The organism is Pseudomonas asgharzadehiana (genome assembly GCF_019139815.1).
GTDB classification, from domain to species: domain Bacteria; phylum Pseudomonadota; class Gammaproteobacteria; order Pseudomonadales; family Pseudomonadaceae; genus Aquipseudomonas; species Aquipseudomonas asgharzadehiana.
In genome coordinates, this window is the sequence record NZ_CP077079.1 from 3,273,951 (window position 1) to 3,289,329 (window position 15,379).

Consider the following 15,379-nt stretch of genomic DNA (forward strand, 5'->3'; position numbering starts at 1 on the left):
GTTTTGGATCACATCTTGGTGGCACTTGAACGTGGAATGCTGCGGATATCGAAACTATTGGCTCAGCCATACGAGCTGGGCTTGCCCGCGAGCTCAGAAATCAAGCTATCATCTGGCCATTATTGTTACCTACCAAGGATGGGCGGGTAGGCACCCTAAATGGGCGCTCACTCCATCTGATGATCCGATGGCAAGCAAGGAGAATCGCAGTGAGATCCCAGGTCAGAATCATCGACTCGACGCAGTTACAAAACGCGAACCCGAATCTTGTAGATCCAGTCGGGTACCGCAAAAGCGGGCTCAGTTTGAATCACATCATTGGCTGTCCACTCGATTGCAGCTACTGCGTTCGTCACCTTTATGGAAATTTCGATCAGCGCATGCCGCAGGCGCTGATGAGCGATGAAGAAGCCTTCCAGCGATTTATCAATCACAGGTATTTCCAGCCTCATATCACACCTATTCAGTTGTTCAACCGGGCCACCGACCCGATGCTCCCCGAGGTCAAGAGTCATACCCACAATCTGCTGCGTATGCTTGATGAGGCTGGGCTAACCAACAATGTGCTTGTGATCACTCGATGGCGTGTATCTCAGGACGATTGCGAGCGCTTCAATACGCTCAGAAATATCAAGCTGACAGTGCTGGTTACCTACTCAGGAATTGATGATCCGAAGATCGAACCCATCAAGTCTTCGATCGCTGCCAACAGCCTGAAGATGCTGTTCCGCCATGCCAGGCACTACAAAGTGGTGTTGTATTGGCGCCCGATCGTTCCAGGGCTAAACGACTCGTCAGAACACATTGCAAAGGCCGCGGCGCTCGCTAACTATGCCCACGCGACCGTATTTAGCGGGCTGTTCTATCGAAAGGAGATAGCCGAGTTTTACCAGAGCCAAGGAATCCCTGAGCCATACAAAATGACGGCCAGGCGAAAGCTCCTCCCACTGGAAGATGAGCAGAGGCTATTGAGGTTGTACGGGGAGCAGAATCAGGTGACACCGATCTTCCACAAAACCTCTTGCGGAGTCGCCTATGCGCATCTGCAACCCGATTACAACGGACACTTCGGCATCACCGAACTGTGCGATACCTGCCCTAGCTCGCAATTCTCCATCTGCAAGGCGGCATGGAAGAAGCCAGATCAGCAGATTCTCAATCGAATGTGCCACGAGCTGGGTGCTGTGGAAGACCCGCATGTGAACGACCGTGCGATTGTCGTTCGTGGTCTGGACGAACAGCGTCGTTACTATTTACAGCACTCCCTAGGCTATCAGGTGCACGACGCTGACAAGCCCCATCACTACGCGCGCCATGGCCGCGCCGAGGCAACAAGGAATCTCTGATGCTGAAAACAGACTTCGCCTGGCCCTCTGAACCAATCATCATCGTAGACGTTGAGGGCAATGGACATACGCCACCCGACTTGGTCGAAGTGGGAATCGCCTCATTTCCACCGATGGAAAACCGCGAGCTTTTGTCTTGGTTAATCAAGCCCGTCAACCGGATCACTTGGCAGGCCCAGCGCATCCACGGCATTAAAAACGCGGAGCTGGAAAATTGCCCATCCTGGGCTGAGATCATGGATGACGTCGAGCAGCACCTGCAGAACCGATGGTTCGTCGCGCACAATGCGTCGGTCGACTATGGCGTTATGAAGCGTCACTTGCCCGACTGGTCGCCAGTGGGGGTCATCGACACGTTGAAACTTGCTCGTCACGTTTACCCTAACGCCAAGAGCCATCGGCTTGAGTCATTGCTCATTGATACAGGGCTGCGCGATAGGGTCGCCGACCAGCTCCACCGAGCAGCAGATGATGCTTATGCGACGGCCTTATTGCTTGATCATCTTATCGAAAAGTCATCTGCCAGCACTTGGCAGGACATCTGCAAAATCGCGCAGCTCAAAACGCAACCTGACGAGCAATCGCCTCCCCCGGAGCAAGGAAGCCTATGGTGAAGCCTGTTCTTTTAGGTGTCACTGGAACCCACTCCACGGGGAAATCCACCTTCTGTGAAGCGCTCAAAGTTTCACTTGAGTGCAAAGGCATCTGCGTTGCTACCATCCCATCGTTCGGGAAGCTTGCGGTACAGCAAGGTATCCCGCTGCTCACTCAGCATACCTACGACTCCACGATGTGGTTTATCGACCGTACGCTCGAGGCGCAACGAGCAGCGGCTGACACTGCCGAGGTGATATTGCTCGATCGACCGATCATGGATGCCGTGGCGTATTGGAATGCCGCAGTCGAGCATCGAGGTACACCTGCACCGATGCACCAGGTAGACGTGGTCAAATCATTAATCACCAGCCAGCTCCCTGGCTACACGACGATCGTTGCGACCAGGCTTGATAGCTCCATTGCTCTTGGCCCAGGACGCGATACCAACTTGCCTTTCAGGGCGTCCGTCGACAGCCATTTGCACCAGATTTTGAGCGACTTCGGGATCCAGCATCAGATGCTTGTTCCTGACGTACGGGATGCTCTTCTCGATAGCTTACACACCCATATCCTTCGAAAATTGGAGCACTTATGACCGCCGCCCGTACGGGACTCTTGGCAGGACAGCAGGTTAGGCGCCTCGGGTTTGGCACCATGAGGCTCACGGGGCCGGGCATCTGGGGCCCACCAGCTTCAGAAGCTGAAGCTGTTCAGCTCCTGCGTAAAGCGGTGGAGTTGGGCGTGCAACACATCGATACCGCTGACGCCTATGGGCCAAATGTGGCCGAGGGGCTAATTCGTAAAGCGTTGTTTCCCTATGCCGACGACCTGATCATTGCGACTAAAGGTGGCTTCACCCGCCAAGGCCCCGGCAAGTGGACGCCATGCGGCGTTCCAGCGTATTTGCGCCAGTGCGTTGAGATGAGCCTCAGGCAGCTCAACGTCGAAGCGATAGATCTGTATTACTTGCACCGTGTCGATCCAAATGTCCCTTTGGCTGACCAGGTCGGGGAGCTTGAGAAGATGCGTCAAGAAGGGAAGATCAAATGCCTGGGCTTGTCGAAAGTCGATATTCTTCAACTCACGCAGGCGATTGCGATTGCACCCATCGCCGCGGTTCAGAATCAATTTAGCATCCTGGATAACCAGTCCGAGGATGTGATTCGCTGGTGTGAGCAGAACGAAACAGCGTTCATTCCCTACGCGCCTTTGAGCGCCGGAAGGTATTTTTCAACCGGTGAGGTTCGAGACCAGCTTGCCTCGGCAACCCATGCCTTGAAATGGCTTCTGAACTACTCGCCGGCCATGTTCCCAATTCCGGGCACATCCAGAGTTGAGCATCTGGAGGAAAACCTCAGATCGGATATTGAGGGCTAGCACCTCGTGCGCTCTCTCATTCGACACATTGGCCTATGGGCTATTTTTCCCAGGTGCTCAAGCGGCACTCTAGTGTTTACCGATGGAGATTGGCTTTGAGTACCCGCATCCCACCTTTTAGTTCGCAACACCTAGAAGCTGCATGTCGTGTTCTCGCTGATACGGAACGTGGCTTGAGCGGCACTCAAATTGGATATCTCCTCCAAGACATTCGCGTTCCAGACGCCGACGCCAACAACACCAAGTGGAAACGCTTGTTCAACGCGTTGGCACAAATGCAAAACCAGCATCAGGTCGGGAACCATCTCATCCTTTTCATCAACAGCGCTATGAATCCTGTGAGCTACGCCCGGGATCGTGAGGCCTTTATTTGGCGCAGGGATGAGCTCAACGTTGTCCTAGCATTCTCGGGATTCTATGTACGCGATGATGGAAAGGTCGGGCGTGCGGACAAGGCAACCACTCTGGATGTGGCCCGCGCCCGTGTAGGCCGGCTCAAAGCTGCGCTAGAAGCCCGAGCAGTGCATGAGGAGGTTGTGAAATATTGCCGTGCAGAATTGTTGAGCGAAAATTACTTCCACGCTGTATTTGAGGCTACAAAGGGGATTGCGGCACGAATCCGAAATCTGTCGGGCTTGAATGGTGATGGCGCCGATTTGGTGGCAAAGGCTTTCCTTGGGCAAAGCCCTATGCTTGCCGTGGGCCCCTTGGCCACAGAGTCTGAGAAAAGTGAGCAGAAGGGATTCGCGAATCTGCTAATCGGACTGTTCGGCGCCGTCCGCAATCCTTTGGCGCATGCGACGAAAATAGATTGGCCTATGTCCGAGCAAGACGCGCTCGACATTCTGACGATGGTATCGCTGATGCATCGTAAGCTTGATGTCACCCGCAAGATAAACCCTTAGGTTCATAGGGCGGGCCAGCGGATTTCTTCAGCCGCCTTGTGCCGACTCACCTCTATCGAGAAAAATGCGATGCCGGTCTATTTCATTGGTCAGGTACAGGCCAACAATTGCATTCACATCAAAATTGGGCGCGCTAGCGACATAACGCGCCGGCGGGGTCAGCTACAGACCGGTAGCCCCTTTCCCTTGGAAGTAATGGGCTGGATTCATTCAGAAAATGATGCAGCTCTTGAAGGGAAGCTCCACATCCATTTCGCTCCACAGAGGCAGATAGGAGAATGGTTCCGGATCGAACCTGCTGACGTCTTGCCCATCCTGATGGATGAAGGCGAGGATGGATTCATAGCGAAAAATGCTGATGCATTCGAAATTACGGGGTATGGGCGAGACGCATTACCGGAATATATGGGCGTCTGGGCATGGGGTGATTTGGAGATCCAAGAGTGCTGCCCGTTTTGTGGATGCTTTTGCGGTATGCATTACCAAGACGCTTCCTGCATGTACCACTGCATCAATTGTGATGTGCTCACAGACTTTTCGGATATCTCGCGGGACGATCGTGATTGATCTTCGCGCCTCGAACTTTCTCGATCATGGCCGTGAAACAAAGGTTCGCTAAGTGAAGGCGCTGCCGCGGATTGGTGGTCCTGTGACGAAACGCGAGACTGGGTATTCGTGGCGGGGTGGGGGTGATCAACGTCTAAGCCAGCATGCGCTTGTCGAAGGCGATTCTCATGTGGAGAGTTAACGCGACAATGAGCTACTAGGCATGAAAGGCCTAGGGTGAGCCAAGCCTTTTCTCACCAATGTCTCTCAGCCGCAAGTTCTTCCTTGATCTCAGGCACCAAGAACGCAAACAACCGATTGTATTTGAGGTCTTGGCGGTACGCCGGATCTTTGCTTCGCAGAGCTTCTCGAATGATTTTGCGGCGTTTTTCCCACGTCTTTTTCGTGTCCTGGGAGGCCAACGACTCTGCTTGGTGGAAAGCTTCCAGTGTCCAGCCGAAAGGCAACAAATAGGCTTTGTAGTAGTCGAATGCGGTGTTCGTCACATTGATCAGGCGGGGCAGGCGGTAGCCAATGGGGCGACCATATCTTGCGCTGAGAACAATGGATACTGCGCCATGAAATCGGCCCTCATGAAATGAGCGAGGCAGCGAAACCTGAGGCATTGCGAGAGTCATACGTTCTCGCAGCTCGCTCCAGGCCAAGTCAGCCTCGGGCTCCTCGCTGGTACCGTGTTCTAGCCAAAAGTCGTGGAATTCTTGGCGAAGTCGGGCAGGAGCGATCGTTTCCTCCAGCTCTTTTCGGTGAGTCACATAGTCGTAGAAATAGACCAGTTGCTGTTCCGTATCGACAGTTAGCTGATCAAGAAACACCTCTTCTTCATGCCATTCGTTAAAGATCATCCGACCTTTGAGGTGTGGAACCGCGTACCAGCAGGTCAGCGCCATACGTTTTGCTTCTCGGGAGCGCTCCAACGTTCGCTCATTCACAACGAAGACGTTCAGGTTATTGAGGTAGAAAATATCCTGTTCAGCGGTACGGTTTTCTTGGGGATTGAAGCCCTCGAAAACCCATACGATGGCACCACCGTTGACGCGGTAGAACTCTCTTCTGCCTACGATCTCCGTAAGAAAGGTAGTGGACAGCTGCACTTCAAACGCAAACCGCTGCTGCTTCCGGTAAACTTGAACATCAGGCTTGCGCCATGTTGCCCGGTCAGCGATGGGCATCCCACGCCATACCTTTTCAACCTCTGGTTCCGAGCAGGCCGAATCGGCATACAAGCTGTCCCTGATAATGCCTTTGAGTCGCAGGTGAGCCGCGCTTTCTTTCGCAGCGTTGTATTTCATCCGATTGATCTGATCGGCGCTGAATGCCCCTTTAGTTGATATCGGGCAGCCCCTGGTGCCTTCTTCATCCGGATGGTGACGGAAGTGAAACCGCCGCTGTTGCGTAAGCACGAGCATCACCGCACCGCCGCAAATCCTGCATACCAGCCATGGCTGATTCGGGTTGCGAGCGTAGCGGCCGGCGAGTTCGTTCCTATCCTGTATTACGATCACCAAATCGCGCCTCAGGAACGTGTCTACGTCCAGAGGCTCCCCGTTATCGAGATTTAGGATTTCGTTTAGCAGCATTTGATCCGTAGGCTGGGCTACGTCATAGGTGAACATCGATCACTCCCTGATTGGTCTTGCATCCTGGTCTGATGGGTGGAACGCACCATTCCTATTGAAAGGTCGCGGGGCCGCTATGGTGCCATCACGCCCATTGAGTCAAACCTCAACCGGCCGTGCATTGACTTAGGTGGGACTTACGGGAAGAAAATGGCTAGCCGTCCGGCAACTCACCTACCCGATCCCGGCCATAAGAGCTAGAGTGTAATTCGCCATACGCTTACACCCGTTCCTCATTGATCGTGTTGGTCTCCGTCACCCTTGGGTCATGCCGCTATGTTCGGGGGGAGGACAGTATCGCGTCCCTGCACCGGGCCGGCAGTATTTCAGAGGTGCCAGAAGATAGTAACCGACAAGCTGAGGTGATCGGATAGCGCTCGACGGCGGTTTGGGAGCAGAAGCGTATGACTTTTTCGAGAAGGGGCTGTTGGACCTCAGGCTGGGGGCATCCTTTTCAAACCATCCAAAGCATGCCCTCAGATATGCCCCCAATGTAGCAATCCACTGGAAGTGGATGGATCTCCATTGCCTATGGAGCGGCAGAAATGATCAGCTAAACAGCCTGCCCAACGATACCTAGAGACTCTCAGGGTCGCCAAAAAACATCTGAATCCGCGACCTCAACCACCGCTCCCCCGGATCATTGTCCTGCGAGCCGCGCCAGGCCATGTGCAGTTCAAAGCTGCGCACCGGCAATGGCGGGTCTTCGGCGCGCAAGCCGCCTGCCGAGGTCAGTGCTTCAGCGGCGTAGTCCGGCACGGTGGCCAGGATGTCCGTGCCTGCGAGCAGCGTGCCTAACCCATTGAACTGCGGTACGGCCAGTACCACGTGGCGTTTGCGATCGAGTTTTTCCAGCTCTTCGTCGATAAAGCCGCTCAAGTCACCGGCAAACGACACCAGGGCATGAGGGCGGGCGCAGAAGTCGTCCAGGCTCAAGGAGCCGGGCACGCTGTCGGCGCGCAGCAGTTTGGGCAGGCTGCGGCGCAGTACTTTGCGCTTGGCGTTGGCCGGCAGGTCGGCGGTGTAGCTGACGCCGATGGAGATTTCGCCGGAGGCCAGCAGGCCCGGCATCAGGATGTAGTTGACGCGGCGCACCACCAGCACAATGCCGGGGGCTTCCGCGCGCAGGCGTTTGAGCAGTTGAGGCAGCAGGGCGAATTCAACGTCATCGGACAGGCCAATGCGAAACACCGCAGTGCTGGTAGCAGGGTCGAACTCGGCGGCGCGGCTGACGGCGGTGGAGATCGAGTCCAGGGCCGGGGAGAGCAGGGCGAAGATCTCTACGGCGCGGGCCGACGGTTCCATGCTGCGGCCGGTGCGCACAAACAGCGGGTCATCGAACAACCCGCGCAGGCGTGACAGCGCCGCGCTGATGGCCGGCTGACCGAGGAAGAGTTTCTCGGCGGCGCGGGTCACGCTGCGCTCGTGCATCAAGGTTTCGAATACGATCAAGAGGTTAAGGTCGACACGACGCAGGTCGTTACGGTTCATCTTGTGTCCTGGAAGAGTCAGCGAACTTGACGAGAGCGGTCATATAGGAACAATGCCCGGCGTGAATCTTACGGGGAAAGGCTGGTACTCTGCACCGGCTAATTGAGTTTTCCTACAGGTCAATGGAGTTTTCCCACGACGCCTGAGGTCTATTCCTCACATGCGGAATCAATGACAGACATGTCGACTATTAACGGCGACCGGTGGCCTTACCTGGAAAGCCCAGATAGAGTTCATGGCATTAGAGGTTACTTTGGCGAGGTTTGCGATGTCCCGCACGATTCGTTTTCACAAGTTTGGTCCGGCCGAGGTGCTCAAGTGCGAAGAGCATGCAGCCGCACAGCCCGCGCCGGGCGAAGTGCAGGTGCGTGTCGAAGCGATTGGCATCAGCTGGTATGACATTTTGTGGCGCCAGAACCTGGCGTCTTCCCATGCACGTCTTCCTTCTGGCCTGGGCCATGAAATGGCCGGGGTCGTGGTAGCCCTGGGTGACGGCGTGGATGATCTGGCCGTGGGCGATAAAGTGGCCAGTTTTCCGGCCGAGAGCCCCAACGATTACCCGGTGTATGGCGAACAGATCGTCCTGCCCCGTTCGGCCCTGACCCGCTACCCGGACGTCTTGAGTCCGATTCAAGCGAGTGTGCATTACACACCGCTGTTGATTGCCTACTTTGCTTATATGGACTTGGCCCGGGTCAAACCGGGGCAATTTGCGCTGGTCACCGACGCCAGTCATTGCGCCGGTCCTTCGTTCGTACAACTGGGCAAAGCCCTGGGTGTGCGGGTGATCGCGGCGACCAAAAACAGTGACGAGCGTGAATACCTGCTGTCTCTCGGTGCGGAGAAGGTCATCGTCACCGAAGAACAGGACCTGCTGATGCAAATCAACAAGTTCACCGACAACCGCGGCGTTGATGTGGTGTTCGATGGCTTGGGTGGCCCGCAGATGTCGCTGCTCGGCGATGTGCTGGCTCCGCGCGGCAGCCTGGTGCTGTATGGCCTGCAGGGCGGTAACCAGACACCCTTCCCGGCGTGCGCGGCGTTCCAGAAGAATATTCAGTTCTTTGTGCACTGCATCGGTAATTTCACCGGAAAACCGGAACTGGGCATCATCCAGGACCAGGTTGCACTGCAACGTGCGTTGCGTGATATCAACCAGTTGACCGCTGACCGTGTGCTTGTGCCGCTGAAAACTACCGTGTTTCCGTTCAGCCAATTCGTCGAAGCGCACCGCTATATGGACGAATGCCCGTGCCGCGAGCGTGTGGCATTGCAGGTTGAAGCTGTTTGAGCTGTAGGAGTATTCGCAAATGAATGCTCCAGTCTCTCAACGAATGGGGCAAATGCGCCATTTGTCAGGGCTTAACCTGCGGGCGCCATAAGGTACCGTTCGGCGCATTAGCCCCCTGAATCCTGCTCTTGGTCCCTGACGCCGCGCTGAATCACAGCGCGGCGTTGTTGTGTGTGCGCTTTTTATGCAGCCACGCCTGTTCATCTGCACTGGTTTTTGGCCAAGTTCTGTATCTATTAATCATTATTCCAGCACTGATAATTACGCCTTCACTTTCATCTCAAGGATTGAGCAATGATTGATTCAATGACGCGGTCACCGCTAGTTATTCGAACTCTAGGCAGGGCTTCTGCGTGCGCAGCGCATAGGTGTTTCTATAAAAAGTCGCTAGCCCCTATATCGAAAAGTTGTTTTTAATGCTTTGTCGGAAGCTTCTTTAAAACGCTGGCTAAAACACTGTAGGAAACTGTAGGAATGGTCTTAAGGGTATTGGGAATATTAAATTATTTCATAAATATCAGCAGCTTGTGTGCGTGTGCTGGCTACTGGATGCTGGCCAAAGCCCCAGGGATTTGGCAACAGGCTGCTAGTGTTTATTTATCGACGCACGAGGCAGTGCGCGATTTTCCCACACGCAAAATAAGTCGAGCACGCACTGTCCAGCAGTTGCTTGAAACTGATCTTTCAACTCAGGTAGTAGAACTATGAGCACTATTCACGAGCAGGCGATGAACCATGTTTACCAACAAGTTCTGCAGCGTTTGATTGGGCACTTCAGTCGCTCCGGGCGAACGGCACTCCAGTTATTGGTACAGCGCATCGTTGTGGCGGCAGGGGGCATGGAGCAGGTGGGGGATTTCAAAATACTGTTGGCCCATGGCGGGGGTGAAGTCAGCAGCTACACCCTGGCGCTGTTGCGCGCCGCCCAGTTGAGCATTGCCGGGCGTGCGCCCCGTACCTTTCACCTGCGGGTCGCAACGCTGCGTCATACGGGCATCACGGAAAGCCAATTGGACACCCTCAATCGGGGCTATGGCCGTTTGTTCCTCCACGACGACCCGCGCGTGGAGTTGTTAATGGTGGAAAACCACGAGGTACAACCCTTCAATCACCTGCGCCCGGCCTCACCAGTGGCCCGAGACATCAGCCGGCGCGCCAGGTTGTTGATCGGGCACCTGAGTTCCGGCGACTGCCGCGCCATGCTGTGCAACGACACATACCTGGCCCTTGGAGACTTCTATCAGCGTGTCACCACCTGCAATGGCGGCGTTCATGCGCTGGTCAGCGGTGACTCCCCGCGCAAGCAAGGCCAGTTTCTCGCCTGGCTCAAGAAAGCCGCCGTGGGCGCCGGTATGCCGATAGCCAAAGGCCGCGCGCTATCGCTCAACGCATTGTTCGCCCGAATGGAGGAGTGGAGCAGCGGTTATTACCGTGATGCATTCGGCGACCACTATGTCGCCCATGACGATCCCAGCAAGGCCAGCCACCGCCACCTCGCCTACATCGGTGTGGCAGACCTGCTGGAGGACGTCGACCTGGGCTCATCGTCCTTGTTGACTGAGTTCATGGCCTACACCCCCGACCCGCTGGGTTTTCACTTCACGCACCCGGCTTATTCCAACCCGCTGTTGATGGCCCATTTGCGCGGGCTGCAGGCTGAGTGCCTGCGGGATCTGGACTACGCCGAGGGCGTCGAAGATTTTATCCAGCAGGCAACGCCGTACATGCTTGGCCTGCATATGCCCCAAGAACTGCTCGCCCAGGCCGGCACGGCTGAAGGGCGCTTGCTCTCAAGCACTTTTGCCGAGTCATTCTTCGGCCTGGATGAAACCCAACTGATCTGCCTGTTGTTTTCGCCGTTCATTCATCATGGTGAGCGCCTGGAAAGCTATTTGCGCCAGTGCCATCCGGGCATGCTGGTGGCGCTGCCGGAACTGCACAAGGTGCTTCAGGGCAAGCCGTCTGCCGATATGCTGCAACAGTGGGTCACGGACACCAGCGGCGTGCCCTTGCCGTTGTTGCAGCACCTGTATCGCAAACGTCCCCTTGTCGACGTCCATGGCGCACGGCGTGCCCCTGCAACCCACGGCGCCGTCCTGGCCGTGCATTCGTCCGGGCAATGACCCTGCGCGGCGAGCGTCAGGCGGACTTCGCGTATCAGGCGGTCTACCGCTACATGATTACCCTGATCAACGAGGTCAGTACTGATACCCGCGTAAAGCTGCCGTCATTGCGGCAGTTGGCCGGGCGCCTGAACGTGTCGATCTCGACGATCCAGTACGCCTATGCGTTGCTGGAAAAAGAAGGCCGTGTGTATTCGGTGGCCAAGTCCGGTTATTACGCCTGGCCCATGTCTGCCAACCCCTCGGCGTGGGCGGGTGGGGATTTGCTCGACCGCCTCTACGCGGCAGCCCGACGCCCCGGCATGGCCGTGCTCAGTGGCGATGAGCCCGCGTTGCTGGCCTCACTGGACACAGCCCTGCTGCGCCTGGAACGCGAACTGGTGCGCCAGTACCCGAAAAACTTGCAGCCCTGGTCCCAGCCGTACGGGGTCTGGGAATTACGGGCCGCATTGGCCGCACGTTACACCTCGTCGCCCACCCACTGCTGGCACGCCGACAATGTGTACATCGGTGCCGACCTGCGCGGCGTGCTGGACATCCTGATTGAAGTGCTGGGCCTGCGGGGCAGCACGGTCATCGTGGAGTCACCTTGTGACTGGCTCATCCTGCGCCTGTTCCAGGACGCAGGGGTGCGCATCCTTGAGTTGCCCTGGACACCCGAGGGTAGCCTGGACCGCCCGACCCTGGAGCGGCTGCTGCGCGACGAAGCGGTGCACCTGGTGATGTTCTCTTCCACGGTCAGCTTGCCTTCGGGGGTGACGATGTCGCTCTACGAGCGGCTGGAAGTGGCGCGGCTGCTGAGCCAACACGATTGCTGGCTGCTGGAAAACGACACCTTCGGCCGGCTGAGTTTCGATACGTCCCACACGGCGTTGCGCGATCTGGTGAACCCTGACCGGGTGATCGTGTTCTCTTCATTCGAAAAACTGCTCGGCTCGGAAGCCCCCTATGGTTTTTTGCTGGCGCGGCGCCTGGGCGTTGAGTTGCAGCGTCAATTCCTGTTGCGCTCATTTCGCTTGTCGTCGATTCGCCAACGTGCCATCGCCCGCTTACATCAAAGCGGGCGTTTCGATCAGCACCTGCGCACGCTGCGCCAACAGCTCGGCGAACAAGCGGTGCGGATGAGCCTGCGCCTGGAGCAACAGTTGGGAGGGCAGGTGAGTTTTCGAATGCCGGCGGCTGGGGCGGCGTTCTGGCTGGCCTCCACGCGTGCCGTGGATATGCGCCAGGTATTCCAGCGTTTGCTGGTACAGCAAGTGGTGGTTGCACCCGGTGAGCTGTTCAGCGTCAGCGGCTTGCATCACCAGAACCTGCGCGTGAGCCACACCTTCCATGGGCACCCTAATCTGGACATTGCCCTGGCGGCATTGAGCGACGCCTTGCGCCAGGCGCAGACTGGGTGAAATTTCTATTTGTGTTGTAGGATCGATACCGTCGCGCAGTAGTCCAACTCTCAGTAAACTGCCATTTTTCCACATCCTTCTTTCCGAGGTTTATGCATGACAATCAGTCCTTTTGCGGGCAAACCGGCGCCGGCCCAGTTGCTGGTGGATATCCCGCGACTGGTCACGGCCTACTACACCGGCCAGCCTGATGCAGCGATCTCCACCCAGCGCGTGGCCTTCGGTACGTCCGGGCACCGTGGCAGCTCGTTCGAGCTGAGCTTCAACGAATGGCACGTGCTGGCCATCAGCCAGGCGATCTGCCTGTATCGCGAAGCCCAAGGCATCAACGGGCCGCTGTTTGTCGGCCTGGACACCCACGCACTGTCGACGCCGGCCGGCGCCAGCGCCCTGGAAGTCCTGGCAGCCAACGGTGTGCATGTGATGCTCGCCGAAGGTGATGAATACACGCCGACCCCGGCAATTTCCCACGCCATTATTTGCTACAACCGTGGCCGTACCAGCGGCCTGGCCGACGGCATTGTCATCACGCCGTCCCACAACCCGCCGCAAAGTGGCGGCTACAAGTACAACCCGCCCAACGGCGGCCCGGCCGATACCCATGTGACCAAGTGGATCGAGGCCAAGGCCAACGAGCTGCTCGCCAACAAGCTGGCCGGGGTGAAGCGCATCTCCCATGCCCAGGCGCTCAAGGCCGACACAACCCACCGTCACGACTACCTCAATACCTACGTGGCGGACCTGGTCAACGTGATCGATATGGACGCGATCCGCAGCGCCGATCTGCGCCTGGGCGTCGACCCATTGGGCGGAGCAGGGGTGCGCTACTGGTCGGCGATTGCCGAGCATTACCGCCTGAACCTGGAGGTGGTGAATACCGAAGTCGATGCCACCTTCCGCTTTATGAGCGTTGACTGGGACGGTCAGATCCGCATGGACCCGTCCTCCAGCTATGCCATGCAGGGGTTGATCGGCCTCAAGGAGCGCTTCGACGTCGCCTTCGCCTGCGATCCGGACCACGACCGCCACGGCATTGTCACCCCGTCCGGCGGCCTGTTGGCGCCGAACAATTACTTGGCGGTGTCCATCGACTACCTGTTCCAGAACCGTCCTGACTGGCGCGCCGATGCGGCCGTGGGCAAGACCGTGGTCAGCAGCGGCCTGATCGATCGGGTGGCGGCCCGCATCGGCCGCCGTCTGTATGAAGTGCCGGTGGGCTTCAAGTGGTTTGCCGACGGCTTGTTCGAAGGTTCGTTGGGTTTCGGTGGGGAAGAAAGCGCCGGCGCGTCGTTCCTGCGTAAAGACGGCAGCGTGTGGAGCACCGACAAGGACGGCTTGATCCCGGCGCTGCTGGCGGCGGAAATGACCTCGCGCAAAGGCCAGGACCCAAGCCAGATCTACCGTGGCCTGACCGACGCCCTGGGCGAACCGTTCGCCATTCGTGTGGACGCCAAGGCCACGCCCGCGCAGAAAGCCTTGCTGGGTAAACTGTCGCCGGAGCAGGTGACCTCCACCGAACTCGCCGGGGAAGGCATCCAGCAGATCCTCAGCCACGCGCCGGGCAATAACCAGGCGATTGGCGGTTTGAAGGTGATGACCGAAAACGGCTGGTTTGCCGCACGGCCATCGGGCACCGAGGATATCTACAAGATCTACGCCGAAAGCTTTATTGGCGAAGATCACCTCAAGCAATTGGTGCAAGAGGCGCAAGTGCTGGTAGATGGCGCAATCAGCTCCAACTGACACAGTTGTAAAAAATGTGGGAGGGGCTTGCTCCCGATAGCGGTGCGACAGTTATTCAATCAGCTGACTGACACACCGCTATCGGGAGCAGGTCGCACCGTCCCTCCCACCTTTCGATCAGGCCAGATCGACCAATACGATCTCGCTGTCCTCAAGCGCCGTCACCCGCAACACCTGCTCATCCTCGACCGCCACGCCGTCTCGCGCCTGCGCACGCACGCCATTGACGTCAATCACACCCGTGGCCGGTACCAGATAGGCACGGCGGCCGCTGTCGAGTCGGTACTCAGCACTTTCGCCCGCCTTCAAATTGGCCGCCACCAGGCGCGCATCAGCACGAATGCGCAGGCTTTCGCTGTCACCGACCTTGCCGCTGGCCAGGGTCACAAAGCCCTCGCGCTCACCTTTGGGAAACGGCTTGGCTCCCCATGACGGCGGCAGCCCGGCTTCGTTGGGAATAATCCAGATCTGGAAAATCTTGGTCGGCGTGGCTTCCAGGTTGTATTCACTGTGGGCGATCCCGGTACCCGCGCTCATCACCTGCACATCACCGGCTTCGGTACGGCCTTTATTGCCCAGGTTGTCGGCGTGGCTGATCGCGCCTTCGCGCACATAGGTGATGATCTCCATGTCACGGTGCGGGTGCTGTGGAAAGCCGGTGCCTGGCGCGATGATGTCGTCGTTCCACACACGCAGGTTGCCCCAGTGCATGCGCTTGGGGTCGTGGTATTCGGCGAACGAGAAGTGATGATGAGCGTCAAGCCAGCCATGATGGGCGCCGCCCAGGGATTTGAAAGGTCGAAGTTCGAGCATGATTGCCTCCTGTTGATGACGGCATCATCCGTCAGCCCAACATCGATAAAAAGCGTAAAAAATGCCTGATTCCTATCAGCTAAATTGATTGGTTTGCGCTGCTTTGA

At 57.2% G+C, this 15,379-nt stretch carries 13 protein-coding genes; 10 read left to right on the forward strand and 3 right to left on the reverse strand.

Features of this window, described 5'->3' with window-relative positions; translation table 11 throughout:
* Positions 1-209: 209 nt before the first annotated feature.
* The 6 genes from KSS96_RS14720 to KSS96_RS14745 all read left to right on the forward strand — a co-directional run bounded on the left by KSS96_RS14720 (position 210) and on the right by KSS96_RS14745 (position 4,792).
* Entirely contained in the window at positions 210-1,346 is a 1,137-nt protein-coding gene (locus KSS96_RS14720; protein ID WP_217855003.1) for a radical SAM protein, read from the forward strand.
* The gene (locus tag KSS96_RS14725) at positions 1,346-1,960 is read left to right on the forward strand and encodes a 3'-5' exonuclease (protein ID WP_217855005.1); all 615 of its coding nucleotides are present in this window, start codon (positions 1,346-1,348) and stop codon (positions 1,958-1,960) included. Before KSS96_RS14720 ends, KSS96_RS14725 begins: the two co-directional genes overlap by 1 nt.
* The gene (locus KSS96_RS14730) at positions 1,957-2,538 is read left to right on the forward strand and encodes an AAA family ATPase (RefSeq protein WP_217855007.1); all 582 of its coding nucleotides are present in this window, start codon (positions 1,957-1,959) and stop codon (positions 2,536-2,538) included. The genes KSS96_RS14725 and KSS96_RS14730 overlap by 4 nt, the downstream gene beginning before the upstream one ends.
* Entirely contained in the window at positions 2,535-3,320 is a 786-nt protein-coding gene (locus tag KSS96_RS14735; RefSeq protein ID WP_217855008.1) for an aldo/keto reductase, read from the forward strand. The genes KSS96_RS14730 and KSS96_RS14735 overlap by 4 nt, the downstream gene beginning before the upstream one ends.
* Before the next feature lie 95 nt (positions 3,321-3,415).
* The gene (locus KSS96_RS14740) at positions 3,416-4,225 is read left to right on the forward strand and encodes a TIGR02391 family protein (RefSeq protein WP_217855009.1); all 810 of its coding nucleotides are present in this window, start codon (positions 3,416-3,418) and stop codon (positions 4,223-4,225) included.
* Positions 4,226-4,294: 69 nt separating this feature from the next.
* A complete protein-coding gene (locus tag KSS96_RS14745) occupies positions 4,295-4,792 on the forward strand; it encodes a GIY-YIG nuclease family protein (RefSeq protein ID WP_217855010.1) in 498 nt (165 codons plus the stop codon).
* A gap of 233 nt (positions 4,793-5,025) precedes the next feature.
* On the opposite strand, the gene KSS96_RS14750 is transcribed toward KSS96_RS14745, so the two are convergent.
* A complete protein-coding gene (locus KSS96_RS14750; protein ID WP_217855011.1) occupies positions 5,026-6,405 on the reverse strand; it encodes a DUF6035 family protein in 1,380 nt (459 codons plus the stop codon).
* A gap of 579 nt (positions 6,406-6,984) precedes the next feature.
* Entirely contained in the window at positions 6,985-7,899 is a 915-nt protein-coding gene (locus KSS96_RS14755) for a LysR family transcriptional regulator (RefSeq protein WP_010210548.1), read from the reverse strand.
* 268 nt (positions 7,900-8,167) lie between these two features.
* Between KSS96_RS14755 and KSS96_RS14760 the strand changes: the two genes are divergently transcribed.
* The 4 genes from KSS96_RS14760 (at position 8,168) to pgm (ending at position 14,459) form a co-directional block, all read left to right on the forward strand.
* Positions 8,168-9,190, forward strand: a complete 1,023-nt coding sequence (locus KSS96_RS14760; RefSeq protein ID WP_017530621.1) for a zinc-dependent alcohol dehydrogenase family protein — start codon at positions 8,168-8,170, stop codon at positions 9,188-9,190.
* Positions 9,191-9,894: 704 nt separating this feature from the next.
* Entirely contained in the window at positions 9,895-11,313 is a 1,419-nt protein-coding gene (locus KSS96_RS14765; protein ID WP_137220089.1) for a hypothetical protein, read from the forward strand.
* A complete protein-coding gene (locus KSS96_RS14770; RefSeq protein ID WP_017530623.1) occupies positions 11,310-12,716 on the forward strand; it encodes an aminotransferase-like domain-containing protein in 1,407 nt (468 codons plus the stop codon). Before KSS96_RS14765 ends, KSS96_RS14770 begins: the two co-directional genes overlap by 4 nt.
* A gap of 96 nt (positions 12,717-12,812) precedes the next feature.
* Positions 12,813-14,459: a phosphoglucomutase (alpha-D-glucose-1,6-bisphosphate-dependent) gene (gene pgm, locus KSS96_RS14775; RefSeq protein WP_065879108.1), complete on the forward strand. Its 1,647-nt coding sequence runs from the start codon at positions 12,813-12,815 to the stop codon at positions 14,457-14,459.
* Positions 14,460-14,576: 117 nt separating this feature from the next.
* Here the strand turns inward: pgm and KSS96_RS14780 are convergent, their stop codons facing one another.
* Complete coding sequence (locus KSS96_RS14780) at positions 14,577-15,272, reverse strand: pirin family protein (protein WP_017530625.1); 696 nt, start codon at positions 15,270-15,272, stop codon at positions 14,577-14,579.
* Between the last annotated feature and the right edge of the window lie 107 nt (positions 15,273-15,379).

What these genes read in the sequence shown, in the direction of transcription:
- KSS96_RS14765 (WP_137220089.1), top strand. Translation starts at nt 9,895, where the DNA reads ATGAGCACTATTCACGAGCAGGCGATGAACCATGTTTACCAACAAGTT.
- KSS96_RS14760 (WP_017530621.1), top strand. Translation starts at nt 8,168, where the DNA reads ATGTCCCGCACGATTCGTTTTCACAAGTTTGGTCCGGCCGAGGTGCTC.
- KSS96_RS14750 (WP_217855011.1), bottom strand. Translation starts at nt 6,405, where the DNA reads ATGTTCACCTATGACGTAGCCCAGCCTACGGATCAAATGCTGCTAAAC.
- pgm (WP_065879108.1), top strand. Translation starts at nt 12,813, where the DNA reads ATGACAATCAGTCCTTTTGCGGGCAAACCGGCGCCGGCCCAGTTGCTG.
- KSS96_RS14735 (WP_217855008.1), top strand. Translation starts at nt 2,535, where the DNA reads ATGACCGCCGCCCGTACGGGACTCTTGGCAGGACAGCAGGTTAGGCGC.
- KSS96_RS14745 (WP_217855010.1), top strand. Translation starts at nt 4,295, where the DNA reads ATGCCGGTCTATTTCATTGGTCAGGTACAGGCCAACAATTGCATTCAC.
- KSS96_RS14780 (WP_017530625.1), bottom strand. Translation starts at nt 15,272, where the DNA reads ATGCTCGAACTTCGACCTTTCAAATCCCTGGGCGGCGCCCATCATGGC.
- KSS96_RS14770 (WP_017530623.1), top strand. Translation starts at nt 11,310, where the DNA reads ATGACCCTGCGCGGCGAGCGTCAGGCGGACTTCGCGTATCAGGCGGTC.
- KSS96_RS14755 (WP_010210548.1), bottom strand. Translation starts at nt 7,899, where the DNA reads ATGAACCGTAACGACCTGCGTCGTGTCGACCTTAACCTCTTGATCGTA.
- KSS96_RS14725 (WP_217855005.1), top strand. Translation starts at nt 1,346, where the DNA reads ATGCTGAAAACAGACTTCGCCTGGCCCTCTGAACCAATCATCATCGTA.